The organism is Telluria sp. AZSoR62, from assembly GCF_058111565.1.
This window is the reverse complement of sequence record NZ_JBYTST010000007.1, coordinates 1-24,550: the sequence shown is the minus strand read 5'-3', so window position 1 is coordinate 24,550 and position 24,550 is coordinate 1. Positions and strand designations below refer to the sequence as shown.

The 24,550-nt window shown below is 66.3% G+C and carries 10 protein-coding genes; 5 read left to right on the top strand and 5 right to left on the bottom strand.

Going from position 1 to position 24,550, the window contains the following annotated elements; genetic code table 11:
- Positions 1–62: 62 nt before the first annotated feature.
- The gene (locus AC3XQU_RS12335) at positions 63–2,960 is read left to right on the top strand and encodes a TonB-dependent receptor plug domain-containing protein (RefSeq protein WP_489874448.1); all 2,898 of its coding nucleotides are present in this window, start codon (positions 63–65) and stop codon (positions 2,958–2,960) included.
- Between the two features lie 83 nt (positions 2,961–3,043).
- On the opposite strand, the gene map is transcribed toward AC3XQU_RS12335, so the two are convergent.
- From map to glnE, 4 genes are all read right to left on the bottom strand, one after another.
- Positions 3,044–3,808: a type I methionyl aminopeptidase gene (gene map / locus AC3XQU_RS12330; protein WP_489874447.1), complete on the bottom strand. Its 765-nt coding sequence runs from the start codon at positions 3,806–3,808 to the stop codon at positions 3,044–3,046.
- 141 nt (positions 3,809–3,949) lie between these two features.
- The gene (locus AC3XQU_RS12325) at positions 3,950–6,853 is read right to left on the bottom strand and encodes a TonB-dependent receptor domain-containing protein (protein WP_489874446.1); all 2,904 of its coding nucleotides are present in this window, start codon (positions 6,851–6,853) and stop codon (positions 3,950–3,952) included.
- A gap of 302 nt (positions 6,854–7,155) precedes the next feature.
- Positions 7,156–10,059, bottom strand: a complete 2,904-nt coding sequence (locus AC3XQU_RS12320; RefSeq protein ID WP_489874445.1) for a TonB-dependent receptor domain-containing protein — start codon at positions 10,057–10,059, stop codon at positions 7,156–7,158.
- A gap of 324 nt (positions 10,060–10,383) precedes the next feature.
- Entirely contained in the window at positions 10,384–13,137 is a 2,754-nt protein-coding gene (gene glnE / locus AC3XQU_RS12315; protein ID WP_489874444.1) for a bifunctional [glutamate--ammonia ligase]-adenylyl-L-tyrosine phosphorylase/[glutamate--ammonia-ligase] adenylyltransferase, read from the bottom strand.
- 176 nt (positions 13,138–13,313) lie between these two features.
- Here glnE and AC3XQU_RS12310 point away from each other — a divergent pair, with 176 nt between their 5' ends.
- The 3 genes from AC3XQU_RS12310 to tldD all read left to right on the top strand — a co-directional run bounded on the left by AC3XQU_RS12310 (position 13,314) and on the right by tldD (position 19,985).
- Positions 13,314–17,489 carry a YhdP family protein gene (locus tag AC3XQU_RS12310; protein WP_489874443.1) on the top strand — a complete coding sequence of 1,392 codons (4,176 nt, stop codon included), beginning with the start codon at positions 13,314–13,316 and terminating at the stop codon, positions 17,487–17,489.
- A 1-nt stretch (position 17,490) separates the two neighbouring features.
- On the top strand, positions 17,491–18,294 hold the full coding sequence (locus AC3XQU_RS12305; RefSeq protein ID WP_489874442.1) for a carbon-nitrogen hydrolase family protein: 804 nt from the start codon (positions 17,491–17,493) through the stop codon (positions 18,292–18,294).
- A gap of 230 nt (positions 18,295–18,524) precedes the next feature.
- Positions 18,525–19,985 (top strand): metalloprotease TldD, encoded by a 1,461-nt coding sequence (gene tldD, locus AC3XQU_RS12300; protein ID WP_489874441.1) that lies wholly within the window; start codon positions 18,525–18,527, stop codon positions 19,983–19,985.
- Positions 19,986–20,182: 197 nt separating this feature from the next.
- On the opposite strand, the gene AC3XQU_RS12295 is transcribed toward tldD, so the two are convergent.
- Entirely contained in the window at positions 20,183–22,858 is a 2,676-nt protein-coding gene (locus AC3XQU_RS12295) for a TonB-dependent receptor (protein WP_489874440.1), read from the bottom strand.
- A 522-nt stretch (positions 22,859–23,380) separates the two neighbouring features.
- Between AC3XQU_RS12295 and aroG the strand changes: the two genes are divergently transcribed.
- The gene (gene aroG / locus AC3XQU_RS12290) at positions 23,381–24,439 is read left to right on the top strand and encodes a 3-deoxy-7-phosphoheptulonate synthase AroG (RefSeq protein ID WP_489874439.1); all 1,059 of its coding nucleotides are present in this window, start codon (positions 23,381–23,383) and stop codon (positions 24,437–24,439) included.
- Positions 24,440–24,550: the final 111 nt, after the last annotated feature.

Here is a 24,550-nt window from a genome sequence, read left to right as displayed (position 1 = left end):
TGCACGGGGCATGGGTTCCATGCAGAAGGCATGAAATAACTAAAATCGTAGGACGGGAAAACGTGAACAAACCACAATTGAAATACAGCGTCGTCGCAGTCGCCATGGCCATCGCAGCCGCGCCATTCGCCCAGGCGCAGACCACCAGCTCGGAAGCGCCGGCCACCGTGTATGTGACGGGTTCGAACCTGAAGCGCACCGACAAGGAAGGCACCCAGCCGATCCAGACCATCACCGCCAAGGAAATCCGCGAGTCGGGCGCCGCCACCGTGACCGAGCTGATGCGCCTGGTCCCGTCGATGGGCACCGACCAGAACCTCGACACCAACGACGGCGGCTTCTCGCGCGGCGTCTCGACCGCCTCGCTGCGCGGCCTGTCGTCGACCTCGACCCTGGTGCTGCTCAACGGCCGCCGCATGACCCCGTCGGCCTACGCCGACCCGAACAACGGCAACTCGACCCTGTACGACCTGAATTCTATCCCCCTGGCCGCCCTCGAGCGCGTCGAGATCCTGAAGGATGGCGCATCGGCCGTGTACGGCTCCGACGCGATCGGCGGCGTGATCAACTTCATCACCAAGGCGAACTACCAGGGCCGTGAAGTGTCGGCCCGTATCAGCGCCAACGACAGCGGCAAGTTCAAGCGCAAGGGCGTGAACTTCTTCGCCGGCACCGGCGACCTGGAAGCGGATGGCTACAACGTCTTCGTGACCGGCGACGTGTCCGAGCGCGACCGCGTCCTGCGCGCCGACGTCAAGGACATCAAGTTCGACGAATACAAGCGCCTGCAGAACCGCTATGCCACCCCGTACGGCAGCACCATCTCGAACTCGCCGATCTTCTACCGCGAGTCGGCCCCGAATTCGGGCGTGTTCAGCGCCACCCAGGCCAATGCCGCCGACCGCCTGCGCGTGACCCTGGGCTGCGATCCATCGCGCGTGCTGACCGGCTCGACCGCCATGGGCCTGGCCGCGACCAGCGTGTTCATCAACCGCCAGTTCTGCAACTACGACCTGAACCAGCACCTGGAAGGCATCAGCGACGGCCGTGAAGGCAGCCTGATGAGCCGCGGCGTGTTCAAGCTCGGCGCCACCACCCGCGCCTTTGCCGAAGTGGCCTACGCCCGCACCGAGCGCGCCTACGACTCGACCCCGATCACGATCAATACCACGCCGGTGACCAACTTCACCGCCACCGGTATCGCGCCGAGCTACCAGACCGTGCTGCCGATCGGCCACCCGAACAACCCGTTCCCGAACGCGCGCGCGTCGGTCGCCTATCGTTTCGAGAACGCACCGCGCGGCACCGAGACCACCAATGAAAACGGCCGCCTGCTGGCCGGCCTGCAGGGCACCAACTTCAACTGGGACTGGGAAACCGCCTTCCTGTACAACGAAGCGCGCCGCAACGACAGCTACAAGGGCCGCCTCTACCTGCCGGCATTGCGCCGCCTGAACGCCGGCTCGACGCTGGCCCAGGTTGCCGCCGACCCGGCGATCTTCCGCAGCACCGAGTCGAACGACAAGGCATCGATCGCGCAATTCGACGTCAAGGCCAACACCACCGTCGGCAGCCTGCCAGGCGGTGCGATCGGCGTGGCAGTCGGCGCCGAAGCACGCCGCGAGACCCTCAAGATGCGTCCGGATGCCGAACTGGCCGCCGGTAACATCTACGGCCTGGCCAACACCGTCATCGACGGCGAACGCGACGTCAAGTCGGGCTTCATCGAAGTCCGCACCCCGTTCCTGAAGAACTTCGAGATGGACTTCGCGGGCCGCTGGGACAAGTATGAAGGCATGGACGCCAACTTCGTGCCGAAGGTCGGCGCCAAGTGGACCGCCACCAACACCCTGGCTTTCCGCGGCACCTATGCCGAAGGCTTCCGTGCACCGGCGCTGTCGCAGGTGACCCCGGGCGGCGCCCAGTTCTTCCTGTCGGGCCTGTTCGATCCGAAGCGTTGCGAAGCCGACGAGCGCACCCCGAAGCCAAACGCCACCGAAGCGGACTGCAACAAGTCGGCATCGGGCACCGGCGGCGCCAACCCGGACCTGAAGCCGGAAACCTCGAAGAGCTATTCGTTCGGCATCCTGTTCTCGCCGAATACCAGCTGGGACTTCGGCATCGACGCCTACAAGATCCGCAAGGAAGGCGAAGTGGCACTGGGCAGCGCCTTCGACGCACTGCGTAACGAAGACACCAACCCTGGCCTGATCGTGCGCGACCAGAACCCGGCCAACTTCATCACCGATGCACAAGGCCGTCCGATTCCCGGCACCGGCCCGCTGCTGATGGTGCGCGAGCCATGGATCAACCAGGGCGCCGTCGAAGTGCGCGGTATCGACCTGGACGTGGCTTACCGCAAGAACCTCGGTTCGCTGGGCAACTTCAGCGCCAAGCTGACCTCGGCCTACATCCACTCGTACACGCTGCAGCAGGAACCGGGCGACGCCGAGCACAACCTGGCAGGCTATAACGCCGGCCTGGTCGACTGGAACCTGTCCAGCAGCATGGACCTTCCACGCTGGAAGACCTCGATCTCGGCGTCGCTCAGCCGTGGCGCCCACGCGTTCAGCGGTAACATCAACTACACCGGTCCGGTGTCGCTGATCCGCAAGTTCGACAACAAGACCACCTACGCGATGCCGTTCTGCCACTACGCACCGGCCGTGAATGCCGGTACCGCGGCGAACTTCCCGAGCGCCAGCGCATCGGTGCCTGGCTACCTTGCAGCCTTCCCGGATTGCTCGGTCAAGGAATGGATCCGTGTCGGCGTGGGCTACACCTACACCGGCGTCAAGAACCTGGCCGTGACCTTCAACATCCAGAACCTGTTCGACGAAGCCGCACCGTACGATCCACGCTACGGCGCAACTTCGGGCCAGCCACTGGCCGGCTACAACGAAGGGCTGCACAACCCTTACGGCCGTTACTTCACGCTGTCGGCGAAGTACTCGTTCTAAGCATTACGCTGCAAACAAAAACCCGGCCTCGGCCGGGTTTTTTTTTCGCCTGCCGCGTGGCGCGGTCCAGGGCAGGGGAGTGCTCAGGCCTTGGGCCAGGGCGTCAGGATCTCGGCGCCGTTCTTCGTGACAGCGATCATGTGCTCCCACTGGGCCGAGAGCGAGCCGTCGGCGGTGACGACGGTCCAGCCATCCTCCAGCTGGTCGACGTCGGCGCCGCCCAGGTTGATCATCGGCTCGACGGTGAAGGTCATGCCTTCCTTGAGCAGCAGGCCGGTGTTGGGGCGGCCGTAGTGCAGCACCTGCGGCTCTTCGTGGTAGACGCGGCCGATGCCGTGGCCGCAGTATTCGCGCACCACCGAATAGCCAGCGCTCTCGGCCAGCTTCTGGATCGCGTGGCCGACGTCGCCCAGGCGCGCGCCGGGGCGCACCGCGCGGATGCCCGCCATCATGGCTTCATAGGTCGTGTCGACCAGCTTCTGCGCCTCCGGGCGCGGGGTGCCGGCGAAATACATGCGGCTGGTGTCGCCGTGCCAGCCATCCTTGATCACGGTGACGTCGATGTTGACGATGTCGCCGTCCTTGAGGACTTCTTTCTCGCTCGGGATGCCGTGGCAGACCACGCCGTTGACCGACGTGCACAGGGTCTTGGGAAAGCCGTGGTAGCCGACATTGGCCGGCGTGGCCTTCTGCACCTTGCGGATGTATTCGTGACAGCGGCGGTCGAGCTCTTCGGTCGACACGCCCGGCACCACGTATTCCTTGATCATGTCCAGCACTTCGGCGGCCAGGCGGCCGGCCACGCGCATCTTGCCAATGTCCTTGTCGTTCTTGAGTTTGATTGCCATTGTTCGTGTCGGTAATAGCGGCCGCGCCGCCCAATCCGCCATGATACCCCAAGCGGCGCAGGCATAAAAAAATGCCCGCCAGGCAAAGCCGGGCGGGCATCAGGTCAGCTCTTCAGGACAGGGCCGCGAGGCCCCGTGCCATTAGAACGACTGGGTGTAGCGGACGTAGATGAAGCGGTCCAGCAGCTGGTCGACATCGACTGCGGCGGCGCTGGCCTGGGTGCTGTAGGCAATGCGTGGCTTCTTGTCGAAGGCGTTGTTCACGCCCAGCAGGATGCGGCCGTTCCACGAGGTCTTGTAGCCGACGCTCAGGTCATGGATGGTGACCGAACCGAGCTTGTTGGCGCCGGTGCCGAAGCTGGCGGTTTCGACCTCAGGCATGTTGCACTCGACACCTGCATCGACGTCCCAGCACTGGTCCTTGACCGGGCTGAAGTAACGGAAGCCCCACGAGGCGCTCCAGTTACCCATGTTCCAGTCGAGGGTGTTGTTCGACTTCACGCGGTTGTAGAAGTAGTCGCCGGCGTACTCGTTCCATTCCTGGTCCGCGGTGCTGCGGGTGCGGTACTTGTCGGTGTACGAGGTTTCGCTGCGCACGCCGAACTGGCCGTAGGCGGTGCGTGGGAAGCGATAGTTGATCGCCAGGTCCAGGCCTTCGGTTTCCACTTCGCCCAGGTTGGCGTTGCCGCGTGCCAGCTGGTTGATCTGGCCGGTGACAGGATCACGCTGGATCGAGGTGCAGAAGTTCGAGATGCCTTCGATGAAGCACTGGTTGGCAACGTAGGTCGCGCTGATCGCGGTGATGCGATTGTTGATCTTGATGTTGTACCAGTCCAGGCCCACGCTGAAGCCAGACAGGAACGATGGGCTGTAGACGAAGCCCGCGGTCTTGGTGACTGCGGTTTCCGGCGACAGGAAGGCATTGCCGGCGCCCGACTGGAAGGCGACCAGCGACTGGGTGCCGTTGGTGCTGGTGATCGGGGTGCCTGCTTGCAGCTGCTGGCGGTAGTTGGCCGGGGTGCCGCGCACGCCTGCGAAACCGCTGGCGCAGCGTGCCGCCACTGCCGCATTGCGCGATGCTTCGCCGAAGCGGGTGTCGCATGGATCCAGGAAGGTGTCGAAGGACTGCGAACCGCCGCCTGCCAGGTCGTCCAGGGTCGGTGCGCGGAAACCTTCCGCCCAGGTACCGCGGAACAGCACGTCCTTGACCGGCTTGTACATGAAGCTGGCCTTGCTGTTGTTGGTCACGCCGAAGTTGCTGTAGTCCGAGTGGCGGGTGGCCAGGTTGAAGCTCAGCAGGTCAGCGAAAGGCTGGCCCTTGAACACCGGGATGTTCACTTCAGCGTACGCTTCGCGCACGGTGTAGCGGCCGTAGGTCGGCAGGCCCGACAGGTTGGTCGAGTAGCCCGACTGCGAGAACTGGTCCGGCACGTCCGAACCCTTGACTTCGCGGTGCTCGACGCCCACTGCAACGCCCAGCGCGCCGGCCGGCAGTTGCCACACTTCGCCGCCGATGTTGGCGGTAGCGCTGTTGATGGTCGAACCGTAGGTCTTGGCGCCCGAGGTGTTGACGTAGTTCAGTGCTGCAGCGGTCGATGCCGATGGGCCGCCCAGGATGTCGAACGGTACGCAATCAGCCAGCGGGACCGGCGAGGCGGCGGTGCCGCACTGTACCTGGCCCGAAGCGTTCATGAACGACGGACCGAGGGCGCGCTTGAGGGTCAGCAGGTTGATGTTGCCGCTGTCGCGCGAGATGCCGGAGACCTTGTTGTGGTTGAAGCCGATGTCCCAGTTCCAGGCGCTGTTACGGATGTTGAATTCGCCTTCGAGGGTCGCATCGATGTGCAGCGTGCGGTTCTCGTTTTCGGTAACGCGTGGCAGCTCGATCGTGCGGCGGTAGAAGTACAGGTCCTGGCCAAGGCCGGCGCCGGCCACCTGGTTGCCGAACGGGTTGTAGTAGCTGTCCTTGTCGATGTAGACCGGGAACTTGGCCTGGCTTGCCGATTGCAGCGGATAGCCGGCGATCTGGCGGGTCGACTCACGCTGCGAGTACATCGCAGTGGTCTTCAGGCGCATGTCTTTCGGCAGCGCGATCTCGCCCTTGACGAACAGGGTGTCCAGCTTGTTCGGGGACAGCAGGTCCATGTCCTGGGTCGAGTTGTAGGTATCCTCGATGGCGCCGGTGTAGGTGTGGTAGCTGTTCGGGTTGCGCGAAGGCGAGCTGGTGCCCTTGCCGTCGTAGGTGCCGGTGTGGTTGATCATCCGGTTGAAGCCGGTTGGGCTGCCGCCTGGGGTCAGCTGGCGAATACGGCCCCATGGGGAGGTGCCGAAGCCGTCGCCGAAGTGCGCAGGACCGTAGGAGGTCGCGGTGATTTCGCGGTCCTGGGTGCCGACGCGGCCCTGGGTGGTGTGCGCCAGGCCGAACATCAGCGACGCCTTGTCGTTGCCGGCGCCGTAGGTCAGCGAGAAGTCCTTGTTACGGCCATCGCCTTCTTCGAAAGCGCCGGTGTACAGGTTCAGCTGGCCGCCTTCCATGTTCTTTTTCAGGATGATGTTGACCACGCCCGCGATTGCATCGGAGCCGTAGATCGACGAAGCGCCATCCTTCAGGATTTCCATGCGCTCGATCATGGCCGACGGGATGGTCGACAGATCGGTGAAGCCGGCAACGGTCTGGGTCCAGCGCTTGCCGTCCACCAGCACCAGCAGGCGGTTCGAACCGAGGTTGCGCAGGCTGACGTACTGGCCGCCGGCTTCGGTGTTCGAGGTCAGCGAGCCGCTGCGGCTGAAGTCAGGCGCGCCGGCCGACGACAGGTTGTTCAGGATGTCGCCGACGGTCACGAGACCGGTCTTCTGGATCTGTTCCTGGCTCAGGACCTGGATCGGCTGGGCGGTTTCCAGGTCAACCTGGCGGATACGCGAACCGGTCACTTCAACGCGCTGCAGCGGAGCCGAGGCTTCCTGTGCGATAGCGGCGGTCATGCCGAGGGTCATGCCGCCCAGGCAGATCGCACGGATCGAACGGGACAAGAGTGTTTCCATCATGTTGCAAAACTCCTTGGGGTGTAAAAGCGGCTGCAATTGGATGCAGTCCACAGGGAAGGTCGCTGAGCGACTACGCAAAAACAGTCTGATGTTTCCGTCAAACTTATTTTCAAGTAGGCAATAGAATCATTTGGGACCGTTCCCTGTCAATTGAACGCGCCTAGAAACCTTGTAACTGTTGCTAATATGTGTATTTACTAAAAACAATGGATTTAACCATTGACGGATGCATATTCTTTGGTTCAAACGAAAAAAACCCGCCCGGCTTGCGCCGGACGGGTTTTTGCCGCAATTAAATTGCGTTAGAACGCTTGGTTGTAGCGAACGTAGAAGAAGCGGTCGATCGGCAGGTCGGCATCGACGAAGGTTGCCGAAGCGGCGCCCAGCACGGTGAAGCGCGGTGCCTTGTTGAACACGTTGTTCACGCCGACACGCACATTGCCGTTCCATGGGAACTTGTAACCGACGCTCACGTCGTGGTAGGTCAGCGACGGCAGGCGGTTTGCGCCGGCCGAGGTTGCGCCTGCACGGAAGGTGCCTGGCTCGTTGCATTCCCAGCCGCGCGGGATGTTCAGGCACTGGTCCAGCACCGGCGACAGGTAACGCAGGCCCCAGTTGGCGCTCCAGTTACCCAGCGACCAGTCAACCGTGAAGTTCGACTTCCAGCGGTGGTAGTCGTATTCACCCGAGAAGTCGATCCACTGCGAGGTGGCCGAGCTCTTGGTCGAGTACTCGTCGAGGTAGGTGGTTTCGCTCTTGAAGCTGAACTGGCCGAACGAGAAGCGCGGCGCGCGGTAGCGCATTTCGAGGTCGACGCCTTCGGTCTTGATCTGGCCCAGGTTGGCGTTGCCGCGCGACAGGTCGATGATGCCGCCGGTGGCAGCGTCGCGACGAATGCCCGAGCAGAATGCCGGCAGGCCCTGGGTGTAGCACTCGCCCAGGATGTAGTTCGCCGAGACGCCGACGATGCGGTTGTCGACCTGGATGCTGTACCAGTCCAGCGCAGCCGAGAAGCCCGGTACGAACGATGGGCTGAACACCAGGCCCAGGGTACGCGTGGTCGCGGTTTCCGGCTGCAGGAACGAGTTGCCGGCGCCTGCGTTGAACGGGACTGCGGTCTGGGTGCCGCCGCTCGAGGTGATGGTCGCGCCGGTCTGGCCGCGCTGGCGGAAGCCCGCTGCGGTGCCGCCGATGCCGCCGAAGCCGCTGTTGCAGCGTGCCAGCACGGCCGGGGTACGGGCAGCTTCGCCGTACACGGTGTCGCATGGATCCAGGTAGGTATCGAAGGCTTGCTGGCCGCCGCCGAAGGTGTCGCCCACGGTCGGTGCGCGGAAGCCTTCAGCCCAGGTGCCACGGGCCAGCAGGTCCTTGATCGGGCGGTACACGAAGCTGAACTTGCTGTTGTTGGTCGAACCGAAGTTGCTGTAGTCCGAGTAGCGGGTCGCCACGTTGAAGCTCAGCGACTCGACGAACGGCAGGCCTTTCAGGACCGGCACATTGACCTCGGCGTACGCCTCGCGCACGGTGTAGCGGCCGGTGGTCGGGTTGCCGGCCAGGTCGGTCGAGAAGCCCGAGCGTTCGAACTGGCCCGGCAGGTCTTCACCGGTCACGGTGCGGTGCTCGATACCGGCTGCCACGCCCACGGCGCCAGCTGGCAGGGTGAACAGTTCGCCGCCGATGTCGGCGGTGGCGCTGTCGACCTTGCTGCCGAAGGTGTAGCCGCTGACCGACATGACGTAGTTCAGGGCTTGCGGGGTCGCGGCCGATGGGCCGCCCAGGATGTCAAACGGTACGCAATCTGCCAGCGCGATCGGGGCGGCGGCGGTGCCGCACTGGATGGTGCCGGAAGCATTGCGGAACGATGGGCCCAGGGCGCGCTTCAGGTTCAGCAGGTTCAGGTTGCCGGTGCCCATGGTGCCGCCGGAAATCTTGCTGTGGTTGTAGCCGGCGCTCCAGTTCCAAGGCAGGCCGCGCAGCTCGAATTCGCCTTCCAGGGTCGCGTCGATGTGCAGGGTGCGGTTGTCGTTCTCGGTCACGCGCGGCACTTCGATGGTGCGGCGGTAGAAGAACAGGTCGCGGCCCTGGCCGGCGCCGGCGACTTGGTTACCGTACGGGTTGAAGTAGTTGTCCTTGTCGATATAGACCGGGTACTTCGACTGCGAGGTCGACGACAGCGGGTAGCCGGCGGTGGTCGAGACGCTCTTGCGCTGCGAATACATCGCGGTGGTGACGAAGCGCATGTCCCATGGCAGCTCGATCTCGCCCTTGGTGAAGATGGTGTCGAGCTTGGACGGCATCGCGAACACCATGTCCCGGGTGGTGTTCCAGTTGTCGGCCGGGATCGGGGTCAGGGCGACGACATCGTGGTAGTTGGCCGGATTGCGCGAATCCTGGCCGACACCGGCCATGTTCTGGTCGCCGGTGTGGTTCAGGATCCGGTCGAAGCCGGTCGGGCCGCCGCTGGCGCTGACCTGGCGGATACGGCCCCATGGACCGCCGCCGAGGTTCTCGAGCGGGAAGTTCGGGCCGCGCGCAAAGCGGGTGCTTTCGCGGTCGCGTGCGAACACGGCGCCCGATTCGGTGTGCGACAGGCCGAACATCAGGTTGGCCTTTTCGCTGCCGGCGCCGTAGCTCAGCGAGAAGTCGCGGTTCTTGCCATCGGCAACTTCTTCGTTACGGCCGGCGTACAGGCTCAGCTGGCCGCCTTCCATCGACTTCTTCAGGATGACGTTGACCACGCCGGCGATCGCGTCGGAGCCGTAGATCGACGAGGCGCCGTCCTTCAGGATGTCGATGCGCTCGATCATCGACGACGGGATGGTCGACATGTCGGTGAAGCCGGCGGTGGACTGGGTCCAGCGCTTGCCGTTGACCAGCACCAGCAGGCGCTGGCTGCCCAGGTTGCGCAGGTTGACGTACTGGCCGCCGTTTTCACGGTTCGAGGTCAGGGCGCCACCCTTGCTGAAGGACGGCGAGCCGGCCGAAGACAGGTTGTTGATGATGTCGCCGACAGTCACCAGGCCGGTTTTCTGGATCTGCTCCTGGGTCATCACCTGGACCGGCTGGGCCGTTTCCAGATCGACCTGGCGGATACGCGAACCGGTGACTTCCACGCGCTGCAGGGGAGCTGCTGCATCCTGCGCGACGGCGGCCATCGAGTGGACGGCAAAGGCGACCGCCAGAGCGATCTTGGTACGTTGTTGCATGTGTTCTCCATCTCGCGCCGCCCGGGGTGGGGCAGCGGGGCTTGTTGTAATAAAAAGTGGCAACCTGTGCGACCGGCACACCGCTGGTGGCGATATTGCCGAGGTACATACACATCTGCATCAGATCATTCACCGTTGATATGTGTCAATATGCCCAGAGGTAATATCTGTCCGAAAAACAACAGTTAATATAAAGAAATTTCTGACTGAAAAGTCAGCAGGGGCAGCGTGCACGACGAGGGTGCGCAGGAGGTGGGAAAAGACTGGAGGTGGTGCGCCCGCACCAGGATGGCGCGGGCGGGAAAAGGGCACGTATCGGGGGAATCAGTCGCCGAAACAGGCTTGCCACAAGCGCAGCACGCTGTCCGGGTGGGTGCCGAGCAGGGCAGGTTCGACCCGGGCCTTTTCCTGGCCCTGCAGGCGCACCTGGTGCTGGAACTTGCGCATCGCGCGGTAAGCCGCGGCGACCGCGGCAGCGAGGTCCGCATCGATCAGGCCAAGCCCGCCGCACATGCGCAGCAGGGCGATGTTGCCGGCATTGGCGGTCAGCTGGGGGTAGGTCGCCGCATGGCGCAGCACCAGGTACTGGACGATGAACTCGATGTCGATCATGCCGCCCGGGTCGCCCTTCAGGTCGAACATGTCGGCGCGGCTGCCGCCGGCCTCGCGCATGCGCTTGCGCATGGCGCGCACCTCGTCCTTGAGCCTGGCCTCGTCGGCGCTCCTGTCCTTGCGCAGCACTTCCTCGCGGATGGCTTCAAAGCGCGCGCCGATGGCGGCGTCGCCGGCGCAAAAGCGCGCCCGCGTCAATGCCTGGTGCTCCCAGATCCAGGCGCTGCCGGCCTGGTAGCGCTCGAAGGCGCCGACCGAGGACACCAGCATGCCGCTGGCGCCGTCCGGGCGCAGGGCGGTGTCGATGTCGAACAGGATGCCGGCCGCCGTGTGCGCGGTGTTCCAGGTGATGAAGCGCTGCGCCAGCTTCGCGTAGTTGGACGGCGCCATGTCGTCCTCGTCGTCGAACAGGAAGATCACGTCGAGGTCGGAGACGTAGCCGAGCTCCTTGCCGCCCAGCTTGCCGTAGGCGATGACGGCGAAGCGCGGTTCCTCGCGGTGGCGGGTGGCGATCGCGCGCCAGGCGTGCTTGATGGTGGCGCCGACCATGGTGTCGGCCAGGGCCGAAAGGTGGTCGGCCAGGCGCTCGACCGACAGTTCGCCGGCCAGGTCCAGGGCCAGCAGGCGGAACAGCTGGGCATGGTGGGTCTCGCGCAGGATGTCGAGCTGGCGCTCGGTGTCGCCGGCCGCTTCCAGCAACTGGGCGTCGAGGTCGAGGCTCAGGCGGGCCAGCTGGCCCGGGTCGCCGGCGCCCTCGTTGCGGTCGTCGAGCAGCTCGTCGAGCAGGATCGGGTGGCTGGTGAGAAAGGTCGCGGCCCAGCCGCTGGCATTGATCATGCGGATCACGCGCTCGAGGGTGTGCGGGTATTCGGTCAGCAGCGACAAATAGGCCGAGCGGCGTGCGATGGCTTCGAAAAAGTCGAGCAGGCGCCCGAGCGTGGCGGCATGGCTGCCGATGCCGGCTTCCCGCACCACGGTGGCGATCTGGCCGAGCGCCGCATCGCCCAGGGCCAGCAGGCGGGCACGGCTGGCGTCGGGCAGGGCGGCCAGGCGCGGGCCCTGCAGGGTCGCCACCAGGCGGGTGGCGGCGCCGACCGGCTCGTCGTAGCCCAGCTCGAGCAGGCGGGCGGCGATGGCGTCGCGGTTTTCCGGGTCGTCGGCCAGCAGCGGCACATCCGGATCGGCGGTGTCGGCCTTGTCCGCGAAGATCGCGTCGAACTGGGCCGCCACATAGCTGCGCTGCTCGTCCAGGCGCGCCAGCAGGGTGGGCACGTCCGGCAGTCCCATCATGCGCGCCACGATGGCGCGGTCTTCCTCGCTGGCGGGCAGGGTATGGGTCTGGGCGTCTTCCAGGTATTGCAGGCGGTGCTCCAGGTTGCGCAGGAAGGTGTACGCCTCGAGCAGGCGCTCGACGGCGTCCTGCGGCAGCAGCTCGCGCTCGGCCAGCAGGCGCAGGGTCTGGCGGGTGGAGCGCTCGCGCAGCGCCGGGTCGCGCCCGCCGCGGATCAGCTGGAAGACCTGGGCCAGGAATTCGATCTCGCGGATCCCGCCGCGCCCGAGCTTGACGTTGTGGCTGCGCTCGGGGTGCAGGCGCTCCTGGCGCTTGACCTCGGCGCGGATCTGGGCGTGCATGTTGCGGATCGCGTCGATCACGCCGAAATCGAGGTAGCGGCGGAACACGAAGGGACGCACCACGGCGTCGAGCGCGGCAATGTCCTCGGGCTCGCCGGTGACTGCGCGCGCCTTGACCCAGGCATAGCGCTCCCATTCCCGGCCCTGCACAATGAGGTATTCCTCGACCATGTTGAGGCTGGCGGCGAGAGGCCCTGAATTGCCGTTGGGACGCAGCGCCATGTCCACACGGAAAGTAAATCCATCCTCGATGACTTCGGCCAGCGCGGCGATCAGCTTGCGGCCCAGGCGCACGAAGAATTCGTGGTTGGACAGCTGGCGCTGGCCAGGGGCGGCGGCAGTGTCGCCATCCTCGGGGTAGACGAAGATCAGGTCGATGTCGGACGAGACATTCAGTTCGCCGCCGCCGCCCTTGCCCATGGACAGCACCATCAGGTGCTGGGGCCGGCCGGAATCGTCTCCGGTAGGCATGCCGTGGATGGCCACCAGCTCCCCGGTCAGGGCGGCGACATGGGTACGGATGGCGAAGTCGGCAAAGGCGGTCATGGCGCCGACCACCTCGTCCAGGCTGGCGCGGCCGTCGAGGTCGCGCTGGATGATCGCGCAGATCAGCAGGTTGCGCAGGCGGCGCATGGCGCGCGGCAGGGGCAGGCCGGCAGAGAGCTCGCGCGCCAATGCCGCGCCGAGGTCGGCGTCGGCCAGCGATAATCGGGCAAAGTCCTCGAGCAGGGCGGGTCGGGCCGGGTCGGCGTGCAGCCAGCGTTGCAGGAAGCGCGAGCCGTCCGGCGCTCCGTGCGAGGCCGGCGCCGTGGTTGCTGGTGCAGCAGGGGTCATGGTGTGCGATCCGTTGGGCGTGTTGGCGTCCGGTTTTGCCGTCCGGCAGGCGTTCGTGCGGTAGAATTGCCCGCCGTGCTGCCCCGGTCAGCATGATGGTAAGGTAGACGCCGCAACCCTTGCAAGCGATCTGTTATCAAAGTTTTAATTTACGGCGGCCTTTGTTGAGTACCTTGATGGACAATCCGGAACCGCAGGCGGCGCAGGCACAGGGCGGGCACCTGCCGCTGGCCGTGCGCTGGCGGCGCCTGCGTGCGGCCTATCGCTATGCGAACCTGGCTTCGCACCATGTCCTCGGTTTCACCATCAAGCTGGTGCTGTTCATCTATTTCGCGCTGGCCCTGCTGTTCCTGGTGCTGCGCTACGCCATCCTCCCGAATATCGGCCTGTACAAAGGCGAGGTCGAAGCCGCCGCCGGGCGCGCGCTCGGCAACCGCGTCACGATCGCCCAATTGTCGGCCTCGTGGCGGGGCATCCATCCGGCCCTGCAGCTGGGCGACGTGCGCCTGATCGACGCGCGCGGGCGCCAGGTGCTGGCGCTGCCCGAGGTCTCGGCCACGCTCTCGTGGTGGAGCCTGGCCGCTTTCGAGCCGCGCCTGCACGCGCTCGAGGTGCACCGTCCGCAGCTGGACGTGCGGCGCGGCCTGGACGGCGTGCTGACGGTGGCCGGCGTGCGGTTCGACCCGAACAAGCGAGACGATGGCCGCGGCGCCGACTGGTTGCTGCGCCAGCGCGAGATCGTGATCCGCGACGGCCGCGTCGACTGGACCGACGAGCTGCGCGACAGGCCGGCCCTGCCCCTGACCGGGGTCACCATGGCCCTGCTCAACCGCTTCGGCGGCGGCCACCAGTTCGCCCTGCGCGCCACCCCGCCGCGCGCCCTCGGCCGCCCGCTCGACCTGCGGGCGCGCTTCCGTCACCGCTTCGGTGCGCGTCCTTCCGACGTCCGGCGCTGGAAGGGCGAGCTCTACGCCGACCTGCGCGACGCCGACCTGGCGGCCTGGAAGCGCCATGTGGACCTGCCTTTCCAGCTCGCCAGCGGGCGCGGCTCGGTGCGCGCCTGGCTCAACTTCGACCATGCCCGCGTGGCCGGTTTCACCGCCGACCTGGCGCTGGCCGGGGTCAATGCCCGCCTGGGAGCGGGCCTGGCGCCGCTTGAACTGGCGCGCGTGCGCGGCCGCCTGGCGGCGCGCGAAGAAATGCTGCAGGGTAAAGAAGACGGCAAGCCGACCTTCGGCGCCCACGGCCACACGGTGAGCCTGACTGGTTTCTCGGTTACCACCCGCGACGGCCGCACCCTGCCGCCGGCCACGCTCGAGCAGAGCTGGCGCCCGGCCCGGCCCGGCCGCCCGGAGCAGGGCGAGCTCAGCGCACGCCAGCTCGACATCGGCGCGCTGTCGGCCCTGGCCGGCTACCTGCCGCTGCCGCCGCAGCAGCGCCAGATGCTGGCGGACTACGCGCCGCGCGGGCGCCTGCTCGACCTGTCGGCCCAGTGGGAAGGGCGCTATCCGGCGCTGCGCTCGTTCCGCGTGCGCGGCGACATGGCGGGCCTGGCGGTCAACGCGCGCCCGGCGCGGCCGGCCCAGCCGGCCCGCGCGGGCCTGCCGGCACTGCCGGCGCGCCCGGCCACGCCCGGCTTCCAGAACCTGAGCGGCCGCCTCGACGCCAACGAGCGCAGCGGCAGCGTGACCGTCGATTCGCAGGCTGCCGTCCTGCTGTTGCCGGCCTGGCTCGCCGAACCCATGATGCCGCTCGACCGACTGGCCATGAAAGCGCGCTGGACCTACGACCCGGGCCAGCAGTTGCTGGTCGAAGTGGAGAACCTGCAGTTCGCCCAGGGGGCGTTGACTGGCCAGCTGTCCGGGCGCCACGCGCTGCCGCTGCAACAGGGACGCGGGCCCGGCGTCGCCGATTTCACCGGCAAGATCGACGGTTTTCCGATCGGCCAGGTCGGGCGCTTCCTGCCGCTGGCCACGCCCGAAGGCTTGCGCGGCTGGCTGACCGGCGCGCTGCAGGGCGGCAGCTTGCGCGACGCCACGCTGCGCCTGCGCGGCGACCTGGCTGCTTTTCCTTTCCGCGCAAATAACATGCTGGAGCGCGCGCGCGGCGAATTCCGCGCCGCCGGCCGCCTGGAGGACGCCCGCCTCGAATATGCGCCGGGCCACCGCCACCCCGACGGCGCCCCATTGTGGCCGCTGGCGGAACACATCGACGGCCGCATCGAGTTCGACCGCGCCCGCATGGAAATCCGCGGCGACAGCCTGCGCACGATGGGCGTGGCGCTGTCGAACGTGAAGGCGGTCATCCCGGACCTCGGCGCGCACGACCTCAAGATGCTCGAGATCGACGGCAGTGCCAGCGGCCCGCTGCAGGAATTCCTGAACTACGTGGCGGCCAGCCCGGTGCCGGGCTGGATCGGCCACTTCACCGACGACACCCGTGCCGGCGGCAATGCGCGCCTGGGCCTGAAGCTGCGCATGCCCCTGGCGCGCCTGGAAGACACCAAGGTGGTCGGCAGCCTGCAACTGCTGGGCAACGACATCAGCCTGTTCCCGGAACTGCCGCCCTTGCAGGCGGCGCTGGGCCGGATCGATTTCTGGGAGCGCGGCGTCAACCTCAATGGCGTGGGCACGAGCTTCCTGGGCGGGCCGCTGGCGCTGTCGGGCGGCACCCAGAAGGACGGCAGCATTGCGATCCGTCTGGGCGGCACCCTGTCGGCCGACGGCATGCGCCGCACCGCCCCCATGCCGGCCCTGCAGCGCCTGGGCGCGCGCCTGTCCGGCAGCACGCCCTATACGGGCGCCGTGGTGGTGCGCGACGGACGGCGCACGGTGAGCCTCGAATCGAACCTGGCCGGCCTGGGAATGGAGCTGCCGGCGCCCTTGAACAAACCGCAGGCCAATGCGCTGCCGCTGCGCTTTTCCCTGGCCGGCGAGCCGACCGTGAACGGCGTCGCGCGCGACGAGATCCGGGTGGCGCTGGGCGATGACCTGGCGGCGCGCTACCTGCGCGAAAAGCAGGGGCGCGGACCCTGGCTGGTGCAGCGCGGCGGCATCGGGGTGAACGTGCCGGCGCCCGAGCCGGACAGCGGCACCATGATCCATGTGAACATGCGCGCCCTGAACGTGGACGGCTGGATCGCGGCCGGCAAGGCGATTGCCGGGGCGGGAGGCGAAACTGCAGGCGCGGGGGCCGCGGGCGGCGAGTTCGCGCAGTACGTGGTGCCGGACGTGATTGCCGGGCGCGTGTCCGAGCTCACCGTGGGCGAGCGCCGCCTGGCCGATGTGGTGCTGGGCGCGACCCACCTGAAGGACACCTGGCAGGCCAACCTGAATTCGCGCCAGGTCAGCGGCTACGTGACCTGGGCCGAATCGGGCAGCGGCCAGGGCCTGGGCAAGGTGACGGCGCGCCTGGCCTCGCTCGTGATTCCCGAATCGAGCGAAGAGGAAGTGAAGAACCTGCTCGAATCGCCCCAGGGCGGGGGCGCGACCATTCCTTCGCTCGACATCGTGGCCGAGAACTTCCAGCTGTTCGACAAGCGGCTCGGCCGCCTGGAGTTGCAGGCCAACAACGTGCCGGCGCTGGCCGGGCGCGAGTGGCGTATCAACCGCGTGACGCTCGACAGCCCGGACGGCCAGCTCAAGGCCAACGGGCGCTGGCTCACCAAGGATGGCAAGAGCAATACCAGCCTGAATTTCATGCTCGACATCCTCGACGCCGGCAAGCTGCTCGACCGCCTGGGCTTCCCCGAGACCCTGCGCCGCGGCAAGGGCACGCTGTCCGGCGATATTTCCTGGAGCGGGTTGCCGTATGCGATGGACATCCCGAGCCTGTCGGGTCAGGTCGAGCTCAACGTCGAATCCGGCCAGTTCCTCAAGCAGGACCCGGGCGCGGCCAAGCTGCTGGGCGTGCTCAGCCTGCAAGCCTTGCCGCGCCTGCTCAAGCTGGACTTCCACGACGTGTTCTCGCAAGGCCTGGCTTTTGACGGCATCAGCGCCAACGCCATGATCCAGCGCGGCGTGCTGCGCACCGACAACCTCAAGATGCACGGGGTGGCGGCCACCATCCTGATGGACGGCACGGCCGACATCGCCAACGAAACCACCAATTTGCGCGTGGTCGTGATCCCGGAATTCAACCTCGGCACCGGGCCGCTGGTGTACGGCCTGGCGGTCAACCCGGTGATCGGCCTGGGCAGCTTCCTGGCCCAGCTCTTCCTGCGCGCGCCGATGATGAAGGCGCTGACTTACCAGATGCAGATCGCGGGACCGTGGAAGTCCCCGGTCATCACCAAGCTCGACAACCCGCCGCCGGCGCCGGCCGCCGCGCGCGCCAGTGCAAGGAAGGAGTGACATGAACAAGGCCAAGGTCGCCGCAGTACAGATGGTATCCACCCCGGAGGTGAGCGAGAACCTGGCCACCGCGCGCCGCCTGGTGGCGCAGGCTGCCGGCGAGGGCGCCGGCTTCGTCGCGCTGCCGGAATACTGGCCGATCATGGGCATGAGCGACCGCGACAAGGTGGACCATGCTGAGCAGGAAGGTTCCGGCCCGATCCAGGATTGCATGGCAGGCCTGGCGCGCGAGCACGGCATCTGGCTGGTGGGCGGCACGCTGCCGCTGGTATCGCTTGATGCCGGCAAGGTGCTCAACACCACCCTGGTCTACGACCCGCAGGGGCAGGCGGCCAGCCGCTACGACAAGATCCATTTGTTCGGCTTCAACAAGGGCGACGAATCCTACGACGAGGCGCGCACCATCGTGCCGGGGGAAAGCATCGGGGCCTTCGAGGCACCGTTCGGCCGGGTCGGCCTGTCCGTGTGCTACGACCTGCGTTTTCCCGAGCTCTACCGCGCGATGGGCGAGTGCGCCCTGATCGTGGTTCCTGCCGCTTTTACCCACACCACCGGACTGGCGCACTGGGAAGTGCTGCTGCGCGCGCGCGCCATCGAGAACCAGTGCTACGTGCTGGCCTCGGCCCAGGGCGGTTTGCACGCCAACGGCCGCCGCACCTTCGGCCACAGCATGCTGGTCGACCCCTGGGGCGAGGTGAAGGCCGTGCTGCGCGAAGGCGAGGGCGTGATTAGCGGCGAGCTCGACGCCGCTTTCCTGGCCGGCGTGCGCGAGAGCTTGCCGGCGCTGAAGCACCGCAAGCTGTAGGCCGGCTTGAGCTGCGGTATGGCGGGGCTGCGTTGGCTAGCCCGGCCATGTTGCCACTAGTGCAAGCAGCACGCAATGGGTCCAGCATGCAGCGCGCGTCCAGCCGCCCGGCAGGCTGATTTCGGCGGCTCCCAGCGCTTGCGCAAGCTGCGCTTCCCCATTCGGCGTGTCCGCGTACGTCGCGTCTGGATATGGCACAATGGCCTATCCATACGAACACCGAACACAAAATGAAACCATTCGAACCGAACCTTTCCTCCCTCGCGGTTGCACGCGACGTGTTGCTGACGCCATTCGGCCTCGACGAGGGCAAGCTCTTGAATGCGCTGGGGTCGATGTTCACGCACAAGGTCGATTACGCCGACCTGTATTTCCAGTTCACCAAGAGCGAGGGCTGGAGCCTGGAAGAGGGCATCGTCAAGACCGGCAGCTTCTCGATAGACCAGGGCGTCGGCGTGCGCGCGATTTCCGGCGACCGCACGGCCTTCTCCTACTCCGACGACATTTCCGAAGCGGCGCTGCTCGATGCTGCGGCGGCAACGCGCACGATCGCGCGCGCCGGTTCCGGCAAGATCAAGATCGCCAGCGCGGCGCGCCCGACTGGCGGCCGCTCGCTCTACCTGCCGCACGATCCGCTCGCTTCGCTCGATGCGACCGCCAAGGTGAAGCTGCTCGAGCGCGTCGAGAAGATGGCGCGCGCCAAGGATCCGCGCGTGGTGCAGGTGATGGCGGGCCTGGCCGGCGAATACGACGTGGTGCTGGTGGTGCGCAGCGACGGCGTGCTGGCGGCCGACATCCGCCCGCTGGTGCGCGTGTCGGTCACCGTCATCGCCGAGCAGAACGGCCGGCGCGAAGTCGGCTCCTCCGGTGGCGGCGGGCGCTACGACTACGGCTATTTCAGCGACGAATTGCTCGACAAATACGCGACCGAAGCCGTGAAATCGGCCTGCGTGAACCTGGAAGCGCGCCCGGCGCCGGCCGGCCCGATGACCATCGTGCTGGGCCCGGGCTGGCCCGGCGTGCTGCTGCACGAAGCGGTCGGCCACGGCCTTGAAGGCGACTTCAACCGCAAGGGCTCGTCGGCCTACGCCGGCCGCATCGGCGAGCGCGTCGCAGCCAAGGGCGTGACCGTGGTCGACGACGGCACCCTGCAGGACCGCCGCGGTTCGCTGAACATGGACGACGAAGGCAATCCGACCCAGTGCACCACGCTGATCGAGGACGGCATCCTGAAGGGCTATATCCAGGACACGATGAATGCGCGCCTCATGAAGATGCCGGTGACCGGCAATGCGCGCCGCGAGTCGTTCGCCCACCTGCCGATGCCGCGCATGACCAATACCTACATGCTGGCCGGCGACAAGGATCCGGAAGAAATCCTGGCGTCGGTGAAGAACGGTTTGTATGCGGTGAACTTCGGCGGCGGCCAGGTCGACATTACCAACGGCAAGTTCGTGTTCTCGGCCAGCGAAGCCTACATGATCGAGAACGGCAAGATCAGCTATCCGGTCAAGGGCGCGACCCTGATCGGCAATGGCCCGGAAGTGATGAACAACATCTCGATGATCGGCAACGACATGCGCCTGGATTCGGGCGTGGGCGTGTGCGGCAAGGAAGGCCAGAGCGTGCCGGTGGGCGTGGGCCAGCCGACGCTGCGCATCGATGGCGTGACCGTGGGCGGAACGGGCTGAAGTTCAGCCTCATCAACAGTGGAAGCCGACCTCGAGGTCGGCTTTTTTTTGTTCCTTGTTCCGCGGCATCGGCATGCTGCAAATTATCAGCATGCTGCAAACTTGGGCCCCGGCCTTCGCCGGGGCGATGGTTTTTAGCGCAACAATGCCGGCTCTTTTACCGTGGCGTCTTTTACGCTGGGCCGCCCGCGCGGCGCCTAGTTGAACTTGTACGTCACACGCGCATACACCGTCAGGCCCAGCGGATCGGTATAGCGCGGGTCGTAGCCCAGCTGGAAGTTGGTAAGCTGGTTCGTGAACGGCGGCTCCTTGTCGAACAGGTTCTTGATGCCGGCGGTGAACTCGGCGCGCTTGTTGCCGGTGTAGGTGGTCGACAGCGACCAGGTCGAGTAGTGGCCCACCGTGTTGAAGAATTCCGGCTCGACCGCCGAGTTCTGATCAAGGTAGTGCGACATGTAGCGGTTGGCCAGGTTCACCGTCCAGTCGCCGCGGCTCAGCGAGAACAGCAGGTTGTGGCGCCAGCGGAAGACCGGTGACTCGTCGGCATAGCGGCCGGCATTCTGGGTGAACGGCCCGCCCGGCTCGTTCTGGTAGTCGTATTTGTTGACATAGGTGCCGTCGAGGTTGACCGTGAAATTGCCGAAGCGGGTACGCGGCATGCGGTAGGCGATCGACAGGTCCAGGCCCCGGGTCTTGACTTCGCCGAGGTTGTCGGTGATGGCCAGCACGTAGAGCAGGTTGGTGCCGCTGGCGTCGTAGACGAACAGGTCGCGGTATTTCGCGAAGTTGCCGAACAGGGTCTGCTCGGCCAGGGAGTTGAGCTGGTCTTTCAGGCGGATGTTCCAGTAGTCGAGCGACAGGGTCAGGCTGGACACCGGCTCGAACACCACGCCGACGCTGTGCGTGCGCGAGCGCTCCGGCGACAGGTCCGGATTGCCGCCCAGGCGGATGAACTGTTGCTGGCCGCAGGAGACGTTCGGGTTGGCGCCGGGCACCGGCGTGCCGCCCGGGCAGAGCAGCGGGTCGTCGTAGGTATCCGAGCTGAAGGTGGTCGACTGCGGGCCGTACAGGTCGAACAGCGTGGGGGCGCGGAAGCCCTTGTTGAAGGAGCCGCGCACCAGCACCTGCCGGGTCGGCTGCCAGCGCAGCGCGACCTTCGGGTTGAAGCTGCCGCCGACGTCGCTGTAGTGGTCGTAGCGCGCAGCGAAATTGAGTTCGAGGTCCTTGATGATGGGGACGTTGAGTTCGCTGAACACGGCCCAGATGCTGCGCGCGCCGGCCTGGTCCTGGGCGTCCTCGTAGCCCGAGCTGGAGGCCTGCGAGGCCAGGTCGCGGTTGACGAAATACTTGGCGCGGTCGCGCCGGAACTCGGCGCCGACGGCAAAGCCGAGCGGCCCGCCCGGCAGGGTCATGAGATCGCGGCTGGCGCGGGCGTCGACGGCGGCGCTGTGGATGCGCGCGTGCAGGTATTCGCCCGACAGGATCGAGTTGTTCAGGTATTCGGCCCCGGCTGCGTCCTGCAGGCCGAAGGGATTGAGGATGCCGGCGCCGACGCCGTCGATGATGCGCTGGTCGATGAGGTAGCCGCCGTTGAAGATGCTCTTGGCCTTGCCCAGCGAATATGAGATGCCGGTGTTGTAGTCCCAGCCGGCGATCGTGCCCTCGAGGCTGGCCAGCAGGCGGTCGGTGATGCTGGAGTCGAAATTATTGCGGCGCCCGGTTTCCAGCGGCCGCCAGGAAATGTCGAGCGGTTCGCCCGTGAGACCGGGGAAGGCCGGCACCCGGCCGTTGCCCGGATAGAAGGGGCTGTCGCTCGTCATGATTACGCCGATGTTCGACATCGGCGGCGGCGCTACCCGGGCCTCGTTGGTGCTGCGGCCATGCACGAATTCGAGGCTGGCGACCTGCGCGCCGAACTTCTTGTTGAGCTTGGCCATCGCGCTGAACTGGCGCGTCTCGGGGATATTGTCGACGAAGCGCGTGTAGTCGAAGGCGCACAGGGGGTCGTCCGGCTGCGGCACCGAGGCCGGCGGCTGGCAGGTGGGGTAGAGCGGGTTGCCGCTGATGCCGAGGTCGGAGAAGAAATTGGCGGGGAAGGTGGTGCCGCTGACTTCGAACAGGCCGCGCTCGGGGCGGATGCCGGTGGCCGAGAAGCTGCGCTCGTCGGCGCGCAGCGCCGATTGCTGGTGCCAGTCGATCACGCCCCAGGCGCTGAAGCCATCGCGCTCGAGCTCGCCCCAGCCGCCGGACAGGTTCAGGCGCTGTTCGCTGCCGCCGCCGTTGGCCCAGGGCTCGTAGCCTTCGAAGGTGAGCGCGGCGCCCTGCACCGAGCGCTTGGTGATGAAGTTGATCACGCCGCCGATGGCGTCGGTGCCGTAGATGGCCGAGGCGCCGTCGCGCAGCACTTCGACGCGTTCGAGCGCCGCCACCGGGATGATGTTGAGGTCGACGGAGTCGGCGAAGTACGGGTGGTTCGCCAGCCTGCGCCCGTTGAGCAGCACCAGGGTCTTGTCGCCGCCCAGGCCGCGCAGGTCGGCGGTGGAGCGCCCGCCGGTGCCGGCGCCGACCGCCGACGAGCCGACTTCGGACGACTGGTTCATTGGGATCGAATTGAGCACCTCCTGCGCCGTGGACAGGCCCTGCTTGGCGAAGTCGGCCGCGCGCACCGTCGTGATCGGCAGCGAGCTTTCCGCGGCCAGCCGCCGGATCGAGGAGCCGGTGATCTCGACGCGCGCAATGGGGGCGGCCTGCGCGGGGGGAGGCGGCGCCTCCTGCGCCAACAGGCTGGATGGCGCGGCCAGCAGCGCCAGGCCGACGGCGCCGCCGCCGGCGAAGATGCGCCGCACGGCGCGCGAGAGCAGGGTTTCGATCATGTCCGGACTCCAGAGGTGAGGGAATTCCCGCAGTCTGACCAGGCTTGTTGAGTACGATCAAATGACTCAAAGACTTTTCTTGTGAGAACACAAGCCGGGTACAGGACGAGCAGGGCGTTGGTGCGACTTTTGCACCATGCGCGCAAGCGCGTCTGATTTCAGTCAAGGAGCGAAGAAGGCGGCCAAAACGCTGTGGGATTGGCGCAACCAGTTGCCAAACCAGGGCGTCGCAGGCGGCGCAGCAGCGGCAAAAAAGGCAGGCGAAGTTGCTTGCCAATTTTCATGCTATATTGTTATAGTCAATTCAGACCTTACTGACCGGGCAGCCGGATCCTCATGCGCCAGCACGTTTTCTTTACCTGCTATTTTTACTTTAGCCATTCCAGCCCCTTGGCGGTGGAGTAGCGGCAGGTTCACGCGACATCAGAACAGTCCGACACAATCCAGACAAACCGCCAGCGATGGCGGTTTTTTGTTTTCAGCCCAGCTTTCAGCCCAGACCCATACAACACGGAGTACAGCATGCCCCGCACCGACGATCTACGCATCCGCGAAATGAAGGAACTGACGCCGCCCTCGCACCTGATCCGCGAGTTCCCGGTGACCCCGGCCGCCGAGCAGACCGCGGCCGGCGCGCGCGTGGCGCTGCATCGCATCCTGCACGGCCAGGACGACCGCGTGATGGTGGTGGTCGGTCCCTGCTCGATCCACGATCCCCAGGCCGCGCTCGAGTACGCGCGCCGGCTGGCCCCGCTGCGCCAGCGCCTGGCCGGCGAGCTCGAGATCGTGATGCGGGTGTACTTCGAGAAGCCGCGCACCACGGTCGGCTGGAAGGGCATGATCAACGACCCCTACATGGACAACAGCTTCCGCATCAACGACGGCCTGCGCATGGCGCGCGAGCTGCTGCGCGGCATCAACGAGCTGGGCCTGCCGGCCGGCACCGAATTCCTCGACGTGATCAGCCCGCAGTACATCGCCGACCTGATCAGCTGGGGCGCGATCGGGGCGCGCACCACCGAGTCGCAGGTGCACCGCGAGCTGGCCTCGGGCCTGTCCTGTCCGGTCGGCTTCAAGAACGGCACCGACGGCAACATCAAGATCGCGGCCGATGCGATGAAGGCCGCTTCGCAGCCGCACCATTTCCTGTCGGTGACCAAGGGCGGGCATTCGGCCATCGTCTCGACCGCCGGCAACGAGGATTGCCACATCATCCTGCGCGGCGGCAAGACGCCGAACTACGACGCGGCCAGCGTCGAGGACGCGTGCAAGCAGCTGGCGGCCAACGGCCTGGCCAGCCGCCTGATGATCGACGCCTCGCACGCCAACAGCAGCAAGAATCCGCAGAACCAGGTGCCGGTGTGTGCCGACATCGCGGCCCAGATCGCGCTAGGCGACGACCGTATCGTGGGCGTGATGATCGAATCGCACCTGGTGGCGGGACGCCAGGACCTGGTGCCGGGCAAGGAACTCGTGTATGGGCAATCGGTGACCGATGGCTGCATCGACTGGGACACCAGCATCGGCGTGCTGGAGGGGCTGGCGGCGGCGGTGGTACAGCGCCGGCTGCGGCGCGACTGAAGCCGGCTCGCAGCTTTCCGTGGCAGGATAAAAAGGCGCTGTCACTGCAAGCTGTAGAAATTGAACTGCCGAGTTCTGGAGCGGTCAAACGATGATCTGATCGATTGTCGA